The 15787-nt window shown below is 68.9% G+C and carries 12 protein-coding genes; 7 read left to right on the top strand and 5 right to left on the bottom strand.

All coding sequences use genetic code 11. The annotated features are described in order from the left end of the window. Window positions 1-88 precede the first annotated feature (88 nt). Together IM689_RS00945 and hchA are read left to right on the top strand one after the other, a co-directional pair. The gene (locus IM689_RS00945; RefSeq protein WP_193642510.1) at window positions 89-712 is read left to right on the top strand and encodes a DUF2382 domain-containing protein; all 624 of its coding nucleotides are present in this window, start codon (window positions 89-91) and stop codon (window positions 710-712) included. 211 nt (window positions 713-923) lie between these two features. Further along, a complete protein-coding gene (gene hchA, locus IM689_RS00940; RefSeq protein WP_193642509.1) occupies window positions 924-1775 on the top strand; it encodes a glyoxalase III HchA in 852 nt (283 codons plus the stop codon). 165 nt (window positions 1776-1940) lie between these two features. Here hchA and IM689_RS00935 read toward each other — a convergent pair whose 3' ends face one another. Beyond that, a complete protein-coding gene (locus IM689_RS00935; RefSeq protein WP_193642508.1) occupies window positions 1941-3779 on the bottom strand; it encodes an ABC transporter ATP-binding protein in 1839 nt (612 codons plus the stop codon). Window positions 3780-4109: 330 nt separating this feature from the next. Here IM689_RS00935 and clpB point away from each other — a divergent pair, with 330 nt between their 5' ends. Both clpB and IM689_RS00925 read left to right on the top strand, forming a co-directional pair. Continuing rightward, window positions 4110-6749 carry an ATP-dependent chaperone ClpB gene (clpB, locus tag IM689_RS00930; protein WP_193642507.1) on the top strand — a complete coding sequence of 880 codons (2640 nt, stop codon included), beginning with the start codon at window positions 4110-4112 and terminating at the stop codon, window positions 6747-6749. Between the two features lie 131 nt (window positions 6750-6880). Then, window positions 6881-7756, top strand: coding sequence for a universal stress protein (locus tag IM689_RS00925; protein ID WP_193642506.1), 876 nt, complete (start codon window positions 6881-6883; stop codon window positions 7754-7756). A gap of 72 nt (window positions 7757-7828) precedes the next feature. Here the strand turns inward: IM689_RS00925 and IM689_RS00920 are convergent, their stop codons facing one another. The 3 genes from IM689_RS00920 to IM689_RS00910 all read right to left on the bottom strand — a co-directional run bounded on the left by IM689_RS00920 (window position 7829) and on the right by IM689_RS00910 (window position 11862). Then, window positions 7829-9259, bottom strand: a complete 1431-nt coding sequence (locus tag IM689_RS00920; RefSeq protein ID WP_129664133.1) for an MFS transporter — start codon at window positions 9257-9259, stop codon at window positions 7829-7831. Between the two features lie 5 nt (window positions 9260-9264). After that, the gene (locus IM689_RS00915; RefSeq protein WP_227484344.1) at window positions 9265-10602 is read right to left on the bottom strand and encodes a M20/M25/M40 family metallo-hydrolase; all 1338 of its coding nucleotides are present in this window, start codon (window positions 10600-10602) and stop codon (window positions 9265-9267) included. A gap of 126 nt (window positions 10603-10728) precedes the next feature. Continuing rightward, window positions 10729-11862: an MFS transporter gene (locus IM689_RS00910; RefSeq protein ID WP_193642505.1), complete on the bottom strand. Its 1134-nt coding sequence runs from the start codon at window positions 11860-11862 to the stop codon at window positions 10729-10731. 47 nt (window positions 11863-11909) lie between these two features. Here IM689_RS00910 and IM689_RS00905 point away from each other — a divergent pair, with 47 nt between their 5' ends. Continuing rightward, window positions 11910-12281: a TetR/AcrR family transcriptional regulator C-terminal domain-containing protein gene (locus IM689_RS00905; protein WP_227484343.1), complete on the top strand. Its 372-nt coding sequence runs from the start codon at window positions 11910-11912 to the stop codon at window positions 12279-12281. Between the two features lie 58 nt (window positions 12282-12339). Here IM689_RS00905 and IM689_RS00900 read toward each other — a convergent pair whose 3' ends face one another. Next, the gene (locus tag IM689_RS00900) at window positions 12340-13200 is read right to left on the bottom strand and encodes an alpha/beta fold hydrolase (protein WP_129664139.1); all 861 of its coding nucleotides are present in this window, start codon (window positions 13198-13200) and stop codon (window positions 12340-12342) included. Window positions 13201-13331: 131 nt separating this feature from the next. On the opposite strand from IM689_RS00900, the gene IM689_RS00895 reads away from it, so the two are divergent. Next, window positions 13332-14042 (top strand): LppX_LprAFG lipoprotein, encoded by a 711-nt coding sequence (locus tag IM689_RS00895; RefSeq protein ID WP_193642504.1) that lies wholly within the window; start codon window positions 13332-13334, stop codon window positions 14040-14042. Then, window positions 14039-15763 carry an MFS transporter gene (locus IM689_RS00890; RefSeq protein ID WP_193642503.1) on the top strand — a complete coding sequence of 575 codons (1725 nt, stop codon included), beginning with the start codon at window positions 14039-14041 and terminating at the stop codon, window positions 15761-15763. Before IM689_RS00895 ends, IM689_RS00890 begins: the two co-directional genes overlap by 4 nt. Window positions 15764-15787 lie beyond the last annotated feature (24 nt).

The following is a 15787-nucleotide window of genomic DNA, read 5'->3' as shown; positions in this document are numbered from 1 at the left end:
TGGCCGCAGGGGAGCGTGCCTTCGACCGCTCCGGTAGCGTGAACGTGAAACCGGGTGGCGCACCGCGCCACGGACGAAGGAGTCACAGATGAGCGACCAGCGAGGCGTCGAGCGCCCCTTCGACGGGCGCCGCGACGAGGCGGACGGCATGGTGCTGCACGAGGAGCGCCTGACGCCCGGCGTCGAACGCTACGAGGTGGGGCGGGTCGAGGTGCGCAAGCGCATCATCGTCGAGGAACTGACGGTGACGCTGCCCGTGCGCCGTGAGGTGGCTGACCTCGTGCGGGTCTACGACGACGGCAGCGAGGAGGTGCTCGATCTGCCTCCGTCGTACTGGGAGCCGCGCATCGAGGACCGCACCGGCGGCATGCCGTACGGCTCGAAGGAGACCCCCGCCGGCGCCTACGGCGAGGCCGAAGGCCGGGACGACGATGCCATTGACGGCGTGCGCTCCGACTCACGCGACGAGGTTTACGACGGCCAGCGCGACGAACGCGAGCGCTCCGGAGCCCGCCGTTCGGCAGAGGCCGACAGTTACGACGTCGTGCTGCACGAGGAGCGCCCGGTCATCAGCACCGAGGTGTACGCCGTCGAGCGGCTGCGTCTGAGCGTCGATCGCGAGACGCAGAACATGACCTACACCGACACGGTGCGCCGAGAAGTCGTCGACTTCGACCTCGACGGCGACACCTACCCCGACGTCACCCGCTGACACGGAGGACGGGAGGCGGTGGTCCACGATTGCGCCTCGTCGTCCGTCGCCCCGCACGGCGGGAACGTGGTCGCACGTGAGCGGCGCGCCCTCGACGGGAAGCATCGCACCCAGCACGAACAGGGCATCATGCGCCGAGGTACTGCTGGAATAGTTCAGCGCGAGAGGCGTTGAGCCTGAGCAGGATTCAACCTGATCTGGAGGTCACACCATGTCCGAGTCCAAAAAGCCCCAGGCCGACGAGGCCGAGCACGGCGCGTACTTCCCCTCGGTGTACTCCCTGGGCCAGTACGTCCCGGCGAAGAGCGATTTCGACGGCGGTGAGAAGCGCACCGTGACCGAGGGGCCGAAGAAGATCCTCGCCGTCATGGTCGATGAACGTTACCTGCCCGTCGAGGGAGAGGCGCTGTTCAGCACCGGCAACCACCCGATCGAGACGCTCGTACCCCTCATGCACCTGAGCGAGGCGGGGTACGAGATCGAGATCGCGACGCCGTCCGGGCTCATGGGCAAGTTCGAGTACTGGGCGTTCCCCAAGGAGGACGACGCCGTCAAGGACGCGTTCGAGACCCTGTTGCCCAAGATCCGCAACCCGAAGAACCTCGCGGACGTCGTGAAGAACGAGCTGGGCGCCGACAGCGAGTACGTGGCCATCTTCATTCCGGGCGGTCACGGTGCGATGATTTCGCTTCAGGATGACGAGAACGTCGGCGCGGTGCTGCGCTGGGCATTGGACGTCGACCGCTACGTCATCACCCTCTGCCACGGTCCGGCTGCGCTGCTCGCGGCCGGCGAGAACGGCTCCTCACCGTTCGACGGCTACTCGATCGCGGTGTTCCCCGACTCTCTCGACGAGGGCGTCAACGTCGAGATCGGCTACCTGCCGGGCAAGCTCACCTGGGCGCTCGGTGAAGCGTTGCGCGGTCAAGGCATCACGCTCGTCAACGACGACATGACCGGTGCCGTTCACGCAGACCGCAAGCTGCTCACGGGGGACAGCCCGCTGGCCGCGAATGCGCTGGGCCGTCTCGCCGTCGAGCACCTCACCGGCACGGTCTCCTGACGCGATCGTCTGCGCCCGGCTTGGGTGGCGGAATCCTCGCTTCGCTCCGGTCCCACCACCCAAGCCGTTCTTGTCAGCCCGCGATCACATGACGCGGTTGCCTGCGCCCGGAGCCAGCGCGGACATCCTCGCTCCGCTGCGGTGCCCACGCAGGCTCCGTTCTTGTCAGCCGGCGATGTCGTATTCCTTGAGGCGCTTCTTGTCGGTCTTGCGCCCCGAGGCCTGCAGGGCCAAAAGCTCCGCATAGATGCCGCCGGAGACGGCGAGTTCCTCAGGGGGCCCGATCTCGTCGATGCGCCCGTCACGCAGCGTGACGATGCGGTCGACCGTGCTGATCGTCGAGAGGCGGTGCGCGATGATGAGCGACGTGCGCCCCTCCATCAGCTCGTCGAGGCCGGCCTGCACGAGGCGCTCCGACTTCGTGTCGAGCGCGCTCGTCGCCTCGTCGAGAATGAGGATCGGGGCGTCCTTGAGCATCGCTCGCGCCACGGCGATGCGCTGCTTCTGCCCACCCGAGAGCTTGAGACCGCGTTCGCCGATCGTCGTGTCGTAGCCGTCGTCGAAACGGCGGATGAAGATGTCGGCGTTTGCGCGCTTCGCGGCGTCGACGATCTCTTCCTCGCTCGCGTCGGGCCGCCCGTACGCGATGTTCTCCCGGATGGTTCCGCTGAACAGCGAGCTGTCCTGGAAGACCACGCCGAAGTCCGAGCGCAGCTGCGCGAGCGGCGTCTCGTCGACGTCGCGACCGAAGACGCTGAGGCGGCCCTCGCGCAGGCGGTAGAGGCCGAGCAGCAGGCTGATGAGCGTCGTCTTGCCGCCGCCCGACTCGCCGACGAACGCGATGCGCTCACCGTGTCGGATGGAGAGGTCGATGTGCTCGAGCACCGCGCGATCGTCGTCGTAGCCGAAGGTCGCGTCGTCGAACTCGATCACGGTGTCGTCGCGGCCGTCGACGCTCCCACGAGCCGTCGCGCTGCTCTCCCGCGACGCCGGCGCATCGTCGGCAGCGAGGGCGGCGATGTCACGCTCGGGCATTTCGTCGAGCACCTTGAAGTAGTCGCGGCTGCCCGCGACGGCGCGCTGGCCCGAGTCGACGAGGTAACTCATCATCATGACGGGCTGGCGGGCCATGTTGACGAGCTGGATGAGCAGCACCATGTCGCCGATGGTGAAGACGCCGCGCACGGTCTGTACGAACACGATGGCGTACACGCCGAAGAAGATGACGTTGAGCGAGCCGCGGCGGGCGGCGTCCATGAGGTGCCAGTAGCGCGACTGCACGCGCGTGGTCGCGACGGTGCTGGCGTACCGGTCGTCGAACGACGTGAGCTCGCGCTTTTCCTGGCCGAAGCTCTTGACGACGCGGATCTGCCCGACGACCTCCGCGAAGCGGCCGCCGGCGATGTCGAACTGCTCGTTCTTCTGTTGCTCGAGCACCTGCCACTTCTTGCTCGTGAGCGTCGTCAGGTACATGTAGACCGGGAAGACGATGAGCAGCAAGAGCGCGAGTGGCCACGAGTAGACCGCCGAGATGATGAGTACCGCGAACGTCGTGAGCAACATCGGCAGGAAGTTGTTCGCGAACATGTTGAGGAACTGCGTCGTCTCGGAGATGTTGCGCGACAACCGGTTGATGATCGTGCCGGTCAGTTCACGGTCGAAGTAGCTCTGCGGCAGCGTGAGCAGCTTCTCGAAGTAACGCGTCGACAGGATGCGGCGCATGCGTACCGCGGCGACGTCACCGATGTACCCGCCGATGTTGCTGATGAACGTGTTCGCGAGGTCAGCGACGAGTAGCGCGACGGCGAACCACACGATCGTCTTCACATGCCCGTCGGTGTGCCCACCCGCCTTGACGACATCGACGACCTCGTCGGTGGCACCCGAGATGATGAACGGCATGAGCAACGCCGTTGCGGTGATGAGCACCGAGGTGAAGAGGATGGCGACGTAGGAGGGCCACAACACGCGTGTGGAGGAGAGGATCTTGCCGAGACTGCGCACAGTTCAGAGTCTCACCGGGGTGTGACAACCCGAAATCGCGTCAATCGTCCGGCGCGAGCCGCGAGGATGGTTGCGGGGGCTCGCGGGCTCCGATCAGGCGTCGCCTCCCGGACTCGTCGAGGTCCGCATCTCGCAGCAGCGAACCGGCAGCGACGTCGGTGACCGTGTCGTTGGTGGAGAAACGCCGCACTGGCGACAGCCTTGAGTGGAATAGGCTCAACTTTCCTGTCGTTGACGATGACAAGCAGTGTTGCACCCAGTAGAACTGTTCCCAGTGACACGGTGAAAGCAGCACGCATCGCACACGTTTCAAGGGCAAGGAGTCAGCCAATGGATCTTCAACTAACCACGAAGGCGCAGGAGGCCCTCTCCGGCGCCGTCACCGCAGCGCAGACGGCGGGCAACCCGTCGATCGAGCCTGCCCACATGCTCAAGGCGCTCGTCGAGCAGACCGACACGACGACGCGTCCCCTGCTCGAGGCCTCGGCATCGAGCCCGGCCGCCGTCACGGCGGAGGCCGACCGCGTGCTCGCCACGTACCCCAGCTCGAGCGGCGCCAGCGTCGGACAGCCGGGCATGAGCCGCGAACTGCTCAACATCCTCGAGCAGGCGCGCACGATCATGTCGTCGATGGGTGACTCGTTCACCTCCACCGACCACATCCTTCTCGCGCTCGCGCGCACCGGCCGTTTCTCGTCGCTCGACGCCGAGGGCATCGAGGCTGCGATCCCGGGCACACGTGGCGGGCGCAAGGTGACGAACGCCGACCCGGAGGGCACCTTCGAGGCGCTCGAGAAGTTCGGTACCGACCTCACCGCCGTCGCCCGCGAGGGCAAGCTCGACCCGGTTATCGGCCGCGACAGCGAGATCCGTCGCGTCGTGCAGGTGCTCAGCCGCCGAACGAAGAACAACCCGGTGCTCATCGGTGAGCCCGGCGTCGGCAAGACGGCCGTCGTCGAGGGCCTCGCACAGCGCATCGTCGCCGGTGACGTGCCGGAGAGCTTGCGCGACAAGCGCCTCATTTCGCTCGACCTCGGCGCCATGGTCGCCGGAGCCAAGTACCGCGGCGAGTTCGAGGAGCGCCTCAAGGCCGTTCTCGAGGAGATCAAGAGCTCCGACGGCGAGATCGTCACCTTCATCGACGAGATCCACACGGTCGTCGGCGCGGGCGCCGGCGGCGACTCGTCGATGGACGCGGGCAACATGCTCAAGCCGATGCTCGCGCGCGGCGAACTGCGCCTCGTCGGCGCGACGACGCTCGACGAGTACCGCGAGAACATCGAGAAGGACCCGGCGCTCGAGCGTCGCTTCCAGCAGGTGTTCGTCGGTGAGCCGAGCGTCGAGGACACGATCGCCATCCTGCGCGGGCTCAAGGAGCGCTACGAGGCGCACCACAAGGTGGCCATCGCGGACCAGGCGCTCGTCGCCGCGGCGTCGCTGAGCGACCGCTACATCACGAGCCGTCAGCTGCCCGACAAGGCCATCGACCTCATCGACGAGGCCGCATCGCGCTTGCGCATGGAGATCGACTCCTCGCCGGTCGAGATCGACCAGCTGCGCCGTAGCGTCGACCGTCTCAAGATGGAGGAGCTGCACCTCGAGAACGAGACCGACCCGGCGTCCGTCGACCGGCTCAAGAAGCTGCGGGCCGACCTCGCCGACACCGAGGAGCAACTCGCCGCGCTGACGGCGCGCTGGGAGGCGGAGAAGGCCGGCCTCAACAAGGTGGGTGACCTCAAGGCTCAGATCGACGACCTGCGCACGCAGGCCGAGCGGCTGCAGCGCGAGGGCGACTACGCGTCGGCGTCGAAGCTGCTCTACGGCGACATCCCGACGCTCGAGAAGCAGCTCGAGGAGGCCCAGGCGGCCGAGGCCACCAGCTCGACGGCCGGTGGCGAGGCGCCGATGGTCTCCGAGGAGGTCGGAGCCGACGACATCGCCGAGGTCATCGCGGCCTGGACCGGTATCCCCGCGGGCCGCCTGCTCGAGGGCGAGACCGAGAAGCTCCTGCGCATGGAGGACTTCCTCGGTGAGCGTCTCATCGGCCAGCGTGATGCCGTGGAGGCTGTGTCCGACGCCGTGCGCCGTTCGCGCTCCGGCATCGCCGACCCCGATCGTCCGACCGGTTCGTTCCTCTTCCTCGGCCCGACGGGTGTGGGTAAGACGGAACTCGCGAAGTCGCTCGCCGACTTCCTCTTCGACGACGAGCGCGCCATGGTGCGCATCGACATGTCGGAGTACTCGGAGCGTCACGCGGTGGCTCGCCTCATCGGCTCGCCGCCCGGATACGTCGGGTACGAAGAGGGCGGACAGCTCACCGAGGCCGTGCGTCGTCGCCCGTACTCGGTCGTGCTGCTCGACGAGGTGGAGAAGGCTCACCCCGAGACCTTCGACATCCTGCTGCAGGTGCTCGACGACGGACGCCTCACGGACGGTCAGGGCCGCACGGTCGACTTCCGCAACGTCATCCTCGTCATGACCTCGAACCTGGGCAGCCAGTACCTCGTCGACCCGACGATGAGCCCGGACGCGAAGCGTGACGCCGTCATGGGTGCGGTGCGCGGGCAGTTCAAGCCCGAGTTCCTCAACCGTCTCGACGAGGTCGTCATCTTCGATCCGCTGACGCAGGACGAGCTCTCGCACATCGTCGAACTGCAGGTGGCGTCGCTCAGCCGCCGCCTCGCCGACCGCCGCATCACGCTCGACGTGACGCCGGCCGCGCGCGAGTGGCTCGCGGCGACGGGTTACGACCCGGCCTACGGCGCACGTCCGCTGCGCCGACTCGTGCAGAAGGAGATCGGCGACCGCCTCGCGCGTGCGCTGCTCGGCGGCGAGGTGCTCGACGGGCAGAACGTCGTCATCGACGTCGAGCGCGGCGAGGCGCTGAAGATGCCCGAGGGTGTCGAGGCGCCGGCGGGTATGGAGGCTCCGGTCACGGGCCTCAAGGTCGTGCCCGGTGCCGTGAGCTGACACGTTCCCTCACGAGAGGCGGCGGTTCCCCTGGGAGCCGCCGCCTCTCTTCGTGCCGGCCACGGTTTCTCGTTCAGGGGAGCACCCTTGGGAGGGGACCAATCTCACCCGACGGGCGGTAAGTTCGACTCATGGCAAACAACGACTCTGCAGTGCCCGCGGGCGGCTCCCGCTACCTCGTCGCCTGGGGTGGCGACAAGCGCTCCCAGGACGCCCTCAAGCTGGGCTCCGTGCTGGCGCGCACCTTCGACGCCACACTCGACATCGTCTACGTCGTGCACCACCCCACGCACACGGCGACGCTGGCCATCGGCGACACGAGCTTCGAGAAGGGGGTGGAGAAGGAGGCCCGCGGCTGGCTGAAGAAGGCCGCGAAGTCGGTCGACAAGGACGTCAACGTCGAGACGCACGTCGCGCACGACACGTCGATCACGCAGGGCATCCTGCGCACCGCCGAGCAGCTCGGCTCGGCCATGATCGTCATCGGTGCCGGTTCCGGCCCCGGTCAGGCCGTGGCGACGAACCCCATCGTCGGGGGTCTGCTCCACGCGAGCCCCGTTCCGGTGGCGATGGCGCCGCGTAACTACCGCAAGTCGAAGTTCGACACCCTCGCGTCGCTGTCGGCGGCCATCGGCCCGCGCCCGGGCGCGCAAGAGATCGTGCTCGAGGCAGCCGAGGGTGTTGCCCGCGTCGGCCTGCCGCTCGACCTCGTCTCGCTCAAGGACGACAAGCAGCTGCACGTCGACGGCTTCGACGAGGCCGAGCGCGTGCTCGCTAACGCGGCGAAGCGCATCGGTGCGCGCGCCGACGTCACGACGCGCGTCGGCAAGGGCCGCTCGCTCAAGCACGCCGTCAAGAAGATGGACTGGGACGAGCGCACCGCCCTCATGGTCGGCTCCTCGCGCCTGGCGCGCGGGCGCACGACGTTCCTCGGCACGTCGGCCACGCGCATGCTCGCCGCTCTGCCGGTGCCGATGATCATCGTTCCCCGCAGCGACGCCCGCTGAGGCTGACGCCTGGTTGACCGCGAAAAGTGGAGGTTGTGCACGATATTTCGTGCACAACCTCCACTTTCTGCATCACTGGGGTTCGGGGCCACCGCTCACGCGGCGGGCGCGCCACAGCAGGAGGGCCGCGCCGACGGCCGTGGCCGAGCAGATCGCCCAGACGGCGAGGTAGCCGCCCAGCGGCGCGTGGTCGCCCACGTCCTCCGTCTGCCCGGCCGAGGCCAGGCACAGGGCGAAGATGCTGGACGCGATCGCGCCGCCCACCGTCTTCGCCATGTTCGTCAGCCCCGTCATCTGGCCCGTGTGCGACGCCGGTGCCGCACCGGCGGCGGCCACCGGGAGCGCCGCCACGAGGGCGCCGCTTCCGATTCCGGCGATCATCATGTTGACGAGCAGGCCGACGACCGAACCGTGACTGACGACGTTGAGCCCGTACCCGAGCGCCACGAGGCACGCGGCCACCGCCAGCGCGCCGAACTCGCCGAGCCGCTTCGCGAGCGCGGGCGCCGTCACGGCACCGAGCCCCATGGACAGCACGTAGCCGCCGATGAGCATCGAGACCCCACCCGCGCTGGCGCCGAGGCCGTAGCCCGTGACGTCCGGGTCGGTGCGGGCGAACGTCGACAGCGGGATTTGGGCGCCGAGCACGCTGAAGCCGAACAGGCCGGTGGCCAGCTGCACCGACAACTGACGGCGCTCACGCAGGAGGCGTACGTCGATGACCGGGTCGGGGTGGCGCATCTCGTGGCGCACGAACGGCACGACAAGGCCGGCTCCGACGACGAGGGCCAACCACGGCCACGGGCTTCCCGGCCCGACGAAGCGCACGAGCATCAGCCCGGCCATGACGGCGAGCAACAACCCGCACAGCAGCGCGGCACCCGGCAGGTCGAGGCGGTGCGAGCCCGTCGGGGGCGTCTCGGGCACCCCGAACCAGATGACGACGAAGCACGCCGTGATCGCGACTGCCGGGATGGCGAGCAGACCCGTCATGCCGATCACCGGTTGGAGGGCGCCTGACGTCAGCGCTCCTGCGATGACGCCGACCTCGAGCGCGAGGACGAGCACGGCAGCAGCCGTCCGGGTGCGCGAGCTATCGCCCTTCGTGCGCCGGTGAACGAGCGCGATCTCGAGCGGCAGCCACACGACGTACGGCCCCATGAGCGCCCAGGCGATGAGGAAGAGCCAGAAGTTCGGCGCGAAGGCGACGCCCCATGCGGCGCACGCCGTGATCGCACTGGAGAGCAGGAGCACGCGTTTGTGCCCGACGATGTCGCCGAGGCGCGCCAACACCGGCACCGTGACCGCGGAGACGAGCAACTGCGCCGCCTCGAACCAGTTCACATCGGCGTCGTGGATGCCCAGATGCCGCGCGATATCGGTGTAGAGCGGCGTGAAGTAGCCCTGGATGACGCCGGACGTCAGTTCCACCACGACGAGGAAGCCGACGACGGCGGCGATCTTCGGAACGACGTCGCCGCCCGATCGCGTGCTCAGCTCCACGGGAATCAGGCCTCCTCGACGAGACGCTCGTACCAGCGCACGCCCTCGAGCCACGAGGCCCGCGTGATGCGCTCGTCGACGTTGTGCAGACTCTCGCGCTGCGCTTTCGACATATGGAACGGGGTGAAGCGATAGACGTGCGGCCACACGGCGTGGAAGTGACGGGCGTCCGTGGCCTGGTTCATGACGTAGGGAGCGACGTGGGCGTCGGCCAGCACCTCGCGTGTCACGCGGCGCAGCGTCTGGAACGCGGGGTGATCGACGGGCGCCACCTGCGTCGGCCCGCTGCCGCCGATGAGCTCGACCTGTGCGTGGGGCCTGACGGCCCGCTCGACGGCGTGCACCGCTTCGTCGAGGCTCTCGCCGACACTGATGCGCATGTTGACGCCGGCTGTCGCGGTGGTCGCGATGACGTTCTGGGCCTTCGAGCCCTCGAGCATCGTGACGGCCCGCGTCGTGCGGACGATCGCGGCGGTCTCGGGGCCGAGGCGCGTGAGAATCCGGGCGAAGAGGCCGCTCGCCGACCCGATCCGGCCCAGGACGAGCGAGAGGGGTCGGGCCGCGACCTCGGCGACAGCCTCGAACATCGCGACGGCGGTCGGCGTCAGCCGCGCGGGGGCGGGGTTGGCGTCGAGTGCCGAGATGGCGCGGGCCAGTTTCGCCGTGGCGCCGCCCGTCTTCGGGGTCGAGGCGTGCCCGCCGTCGCCGTGTGCGACGAGCCGGAGATCGGCCGTGCCCTTCTCGGCGACGCCGATCATCGCGACGGGCTTCGTCACGCCGGGGAAGACCTCGGAGGCCACGGCGCCGCCCTCGTCGAGCACGAGGAACGGCGTGACGCCGCGCGCCCGCAATGCCTCGACGGCGGCCGCGGCGTGATGACCCATGACTTCCTCGTCGGCGCCGAAGGAGAGCCAGACGTCGCGACGGGGCGTGACCCCGCGGCCGAGCAACCGCTCGATCGCCACGCAGATGGCGACGAGGGAACCCTTGTCGTCGAGTGTTCCCCGGCCCCAGAGGAACTCCCCGTCGTCATGGGCGTCGAAGGGCGGGTGCGTCCACGTGTCGCTCGGTTCGATCGGGACGACGTCCTGGTGAGCCATGAGGACGAGCGGATCGGCGTCGGTGGTTCCGCCGACGCGCAGAAGCAGAGCGTCGCCCGGCACCTCGACCGACTCCGCCGCGGCGAACAGCAAGGGGAATGACGAGCGCAGCGTCTCGTGAAACGCGCTGAACACCGCGGCGTCGTAGGCGCTTCCGGCGACGGTCGGGTGGCGCAACGCGGCACGGAAAGCGGCCACCGCGTCGTCGTCCGTCATCGCCTGGGCAGGGTCGTGGTTCGACATGGGCTCACGCTACGACCGAGGCCCGGCGCCCCGTGCCGAAACCGCCCCACCCCATGACGATGTTGAGCGGTGAGCGCGGCATCGGTGTCGCGCTCACCGCTCAACATCGTGAGAGGGGGGCGTGGCTCAGTGCTCGTCGGTGGCCTTCGAGTCCGTGAGGGAGCGGGCGCCCAGGGCTACGAAGCCGGCGACGACGACGGCCATCATGGCGAAGCTGATCTGCTCGGCGTGGATGAAGTTGTCGACGAGCGCCTGCGGCCACTGGCCACCGGGAAGGTTGATGCCGACGACGATGGCCATGACGGTGCCGATGATGGCGACGCCGACCGAGTTACCGAGCTCCTGCACGGTGTCGTTGAGCGCGGCACCGAAGGACGTCTGGTCCTCGGGCAGGTCGTTCATGAGGGCGAGGGCGGCGCTGCTCATGGTGCAGCGGACGCCGACGACGAGGATCATCGTGGCTGCCGCGATGGCGATGAAGTTCTGCGCGACGGCGAACGTCATGACGACGAGGCCGAGCACCGCCATCGAGCCGCCGAAGACCGACGTCTTGCGCTGACCGATCGTCGCGATGAGCTTGTCGGCCAAGGGCGACGCGGCGAGCATCGCGAAGACGAACGGCAGGTTGGCGAAACCGGCCTCGACCGGGCTCCAACCCCAGGCGAACTGGAACTGCTGCGAGGTGCCGTACATCGTGCCGACCATGGCGAGCATGACGGCGGTCTGGATAAGGGCGCTGCCGCGGACGGCGGGGCGAGCGAGCAGGTTGAGGTCGACCATCGGGTTGGCGGCGCTGCGCTCACGAAGGTAGAAGCCGATGCCTGCGGCGACGGCGACGGCGAAGCAGGTGAGCGTCGTCGTCGAGGCCCAGCCGTTCTGGAGGCCGCTGGTGAAGGAGTAGAGGCCGACGGCGAGCGTCGTGATGGAGAAGAAGGCGCCGACGGTGTCGAGGCTGCCGGTGCGAAGTTCGCTCTTCTCGTCGGCCGGGATGCCCCAGGCAACACCGAGCACGGCGATGAGGGCGACGGGCGCGTTGAGCAGGAGCAGGACGTGCCAGCTCATGTGCTCGACGGCGAGGCCCGAGAGCACCGGGCCGATGGCGAAGCCGATCATCGCGACGGTGACGATGAGGCCGATCGCCTTGCCAAGCAGGGCGCGGATGGCGGCGAGCTGCCACGCCGCGTCGATGAAGAGGACGCCGAGGCTGACGGCGCCAAAGGCGCTGAGACCGAGGAGGAGGCTGCGGCGGCAACCGAACATGTCGCCAAGCGTTCCGCCAGGCGCGCCCGTGGACGGCGGCGCACTTCATGCACGACATGGAGCTGCAGGAGAACCCACTCGTGTTCTGGGAGGGCATCGGCCAACACCTGTTGCGCCTCGACCTCACGGATCGGCACCGCTTCCAGGCCGTTTCGGTCGTCGTCAACTACGTCGTCGGCATGGGCGCGCAGATGGCGATCGAGCAGGCACCCGAACCCGAGCCGGGGGAGAACCCCGACGAGATGCGCGAGCGCTATCTCGGCGAGTGGGCCGACACGTGGATGCAGCGCGACCCCAAGGTGTTTCCCTTCGCACACTCGATGGCGCCGATCTTCCGCGACCACGACGACGTCGAGCAGTTCGTCGCCGGCCTCGACCTCATCCTCGCGGGGCTGGAGCGTCAGGCAGGGCTCGCCTGACGGCAAGCCGCCCCGAGAAGTTGCCTGGGAAACGCGGGACCGGTGCCCCGGTGGCCGCTCAGGATCGGAGGATGGCGGCGGCCACCTCGTCGGGCGCCTCGTAGGTGAGCATGTGCCCCTTGCCCTCGAGGAACTGAGCGTCGGCGTCCGGCAGTGCCTCGGCGAGCGCCTTGGCGTGCCGCGGCGGGGTGAGCATGTCGCGCGTGCCGACGAGAATCGTCACCGGGGTGTCCTTGAGTGACTCAAGGGCCGCGAGCTCGTCGTGGGCCATGAGGGCCTTGTAGTAGCTGCCGGTCGTCGACAGGCGGGTGCCGCGCATCTGGGCGCGCGCGGCGATGACGTCCTCCTTGCGGGCCTCCTGGCCGAACGCGATGCGCTGCGAACGCGTCGTCGCGAAAACGCCCGGGCGCCACGGGATGTGGCTCAGGGCCCGCATGGCGAGTGCTTCGCCGGGGATGCGCAGGCCGCGCAGCTGCCCGGCGGACGTCGCCACGAGGACGACGGACGTGACGCGCTCGCGCACGACGTCGGGGTGCATGCCCGCGAACGCCATGATCGTCATACCGCCCATCGAGTGGCCCGCCAGGATGATCGGTGAGCCCGCCGGAACGGCCTTCTCGATGACGAGGGCGAGGTCGTCCCCGAGCGCGTGGACGCTCGCCTCCCCGCCACGTCGTGCGCCACCGGCGACGCTTGAGCCGCCGTGTCCGCGCTGATCCCACGCCACGATGCGACGCCCGCCCTCGGCGGCGAGCCGCTCGGCGACGGGCTCCCAGGAGCGGTGATCCAGCGTCCACCCGTGCGCCATGACGATCGTCGTCGCGTCCGGGGCGAGACCGGCCGGTTCGTGGACGAAGACGGCAAGTCGGGCGCCGTCGGGCGCAGTCACTTCGCGGGTGTTCCAGTCGATGCGGGCCATGAACACACCCAAACACACGCTGCCGCCGACAGGTGGGCGGAACCGGGAAGGCTTCGGCGAGCGTCTCAATCGGGAAACGCCAATGCGCACAAATGGGGCGCTCGCGCGCCCCCGATGGATAGGTTGACCGCATGACCGCACAGTTGCCCTCCCGCCGCATCGCGCTCGCCGGAGCTTTCGCCACGCTCGCCCTCGCCGGGTGCTCGTCGACGAAGAAGTCCGACACGTCGGACGACAGCGACGCCAGCACGCGCCTCAAGGCCGCGCAGGACGTCATGGCGAAGACGGCGGGTTACCACGTCAAGCTCACCTCCTCGGGGACGCCGGACCAGGAGTCGTCCCTGAAGTCCGGTGAGGGCGACGTCGTCAACTCGCCGCAGTCGTTCAAGGGCACGGTCACCGCGAACACCGGCGGCAGCGACGTCAAGGCCGAGGTCATCAGCATCGAGAAGGAGAGCTGGGTCAAGCCCGGCTTCTCGTCGAAGTACATCGCCGTCAACCTCGACGACATGGGTGTGCCGCTGCCGTCGTCGCTGTTCAACGCCTCGAAGGGCCTCCCGGCACTGCCGGTGCTGAGCAAGGACATGAAGAAGACGGGCGAGAAGCTCGTCGGCGGCGAGAAGGTGACCCTGTTCAAGGGCACGGTCGACGGACCCACCGCCACGAAGGCCATGGGCTTCGGGCGCACGCGTAAGAACTACACGGTCGAGGTCGGTCTCAACGACAAGAACGAGATGCGTTCGATGGCGATCAACGGTTCGTTCTTCGACTCGTCCGACGCCACGTACAACCTCGAGATGTCGAAGTTCGGGCAGAAGGCAACGATCTCCAAGCCCGCATGAGCACGGACGCCACCGTGACGCCCGCCGTGAGCGAGCCGACGCCCCGATCGAAGACGCTGCTCGCCACGGCAGCGCTCGCCGTCCTGTTGACGGCTGCCGACACCTACGTCGTCGTCCTCGCGCTCGAGGAGATGATGTCGGGCGTCGGGCTCGGTATCGACCAGCTGCAGCGTGCCGCGCCGATCGTCTCGGGTTTCCTGCTCGGCTACATCGCGGTGCTTCCCCTCATCGGGCGGCTGTCCGACCTCGTGTCACGCCAGCGCGTGCTCCTGTGGTGCCTCGTGCTCTTCGGCCTCGGAAGCGTCGTGACGGCGCTCGCCGTGGACCTCCCGGTCATCGTTGGAGGCCGTGTCATTCAGGGCATTGGCGGTGGCGGCCTCGTGCCCGCCACGCTCGCCCTGGTGGCCGATCTCCTGCCGCGCGGACGCCGCGGCGTCGCCCTCGGCATGGTCTCGGCCGTGCAGGAGATCGGTGCCGTCATCGGCCCGCTGCTCGGCGCAGCCGTCCTCGCGTTCTGGTCCTGGCGGGCCATCTTCTGGCTCAACGCCGGCGCGGCGGTCGTCCTGGCCCTCGTCATCGCCGTGCTCGGCCGCGGCGCGCCGACCGGTGAACCGCTGCGTCTCGGCGCTCGCTGGGTCGCACGCGTCGGCTGGATCGCCGGAGCGCTCGGCACGGCCGTCGTCATGTTCGCGCTGTGGGCGCCGGAGAAGCTGACGTCCAACGTCACTTACGGCCCGCCGTTCGTGCCGTACGAGGGCTACACGTCCCGCCTCATCACGCCGATCGGGTTCTGGGGTCTCGGCCTGCTCGCCGGCTTCGTCGTGCTCACGGCTCCGGTGTGGTGGCCGCGCCTTCGGGCGGTCGACGTGTTCGGTGCTGCCCTGCTCACCGGCGCGCTGGCGTGTGTCGTGTGGACGTTCGCCACCGCCGACTCCTCGAAGCAGGTCATGAGCGACTCGGGTGTCTGGCTGCTGCCGGTCGCCGGGGTGTCGCTCGTCGGCTACGTCGTGCGGCACCTGACGGCGAAGCAGCCGCTCATCGAGCGCGGCGTGCTCACCGGACGTGTGCCTGCGGCGCTGCTCGTGTCATTCCTCGTCGGGACGGCCCTCGTGGCGGTCGTCGTCGAGATCCCGGTGCTCGCGCGCCTCACGATGACGAACTCGCAGACGACGGCAGCCTTCGTCCTGCTGCGCTTCCTCGTCGCCGTGCCGATCGGTGCGCTCGTCGGCGGTCTCCTGCTGCGCCGCATCGGCCCGGCGTTCGTCGCGGCTCCCGGGCTCGTGCTCGCGGGCGGGGCCATCGTCGTCATGTCGGGGTGGCGCAGCGGAGCCCTCTCCGATCTCGTCATCTCGACGCTCGTGCTCCTCGTCGCGGGCTTCGGCATCGGTCTCGCCATCGCCCCCGTCAACGACGCGGCGCTCGCCGACGCCCCGGAGAGCGCACACGGCGTGACGTCCGCGCTCGTCGTCGTCGGCCGCATGATGGGCATGGTCGTCGGACTCGCGCTGCTCACGGCCGTCGGTCTTCACCGCTTCTCGACGGAGATGCAGAAGGTCGACCGGCCCAACGCCCAGACGGTGCGCGACGCCGGCGTCGTCCAGGTGCACACCGTCTTCATCGGCGCCGGCGTCGCGGCACTCGTGGCTGCCGCGATCGCACTGTTCTTCCTCGGCCGCTCGGTCATCGCCGCGCGCGACGTGGCGGATCCGCTGGAGAGCTGATCGATGTCGGCTCAGGTCCGACAA

Source organism: Dermacoccus barathri, from assembly GCF_015070805.1.
Lineage (GTDB): Bacteria > Actinomycetota > Actinomycetes > Actinomycetales > Dermatophilaceae > Dermacoccus > Dermacoccus abyssi.
Note: the sequence above shows the minus strand (reverse complement) of the source record. Positions and strands in the feature narration are given on the sequence as shown.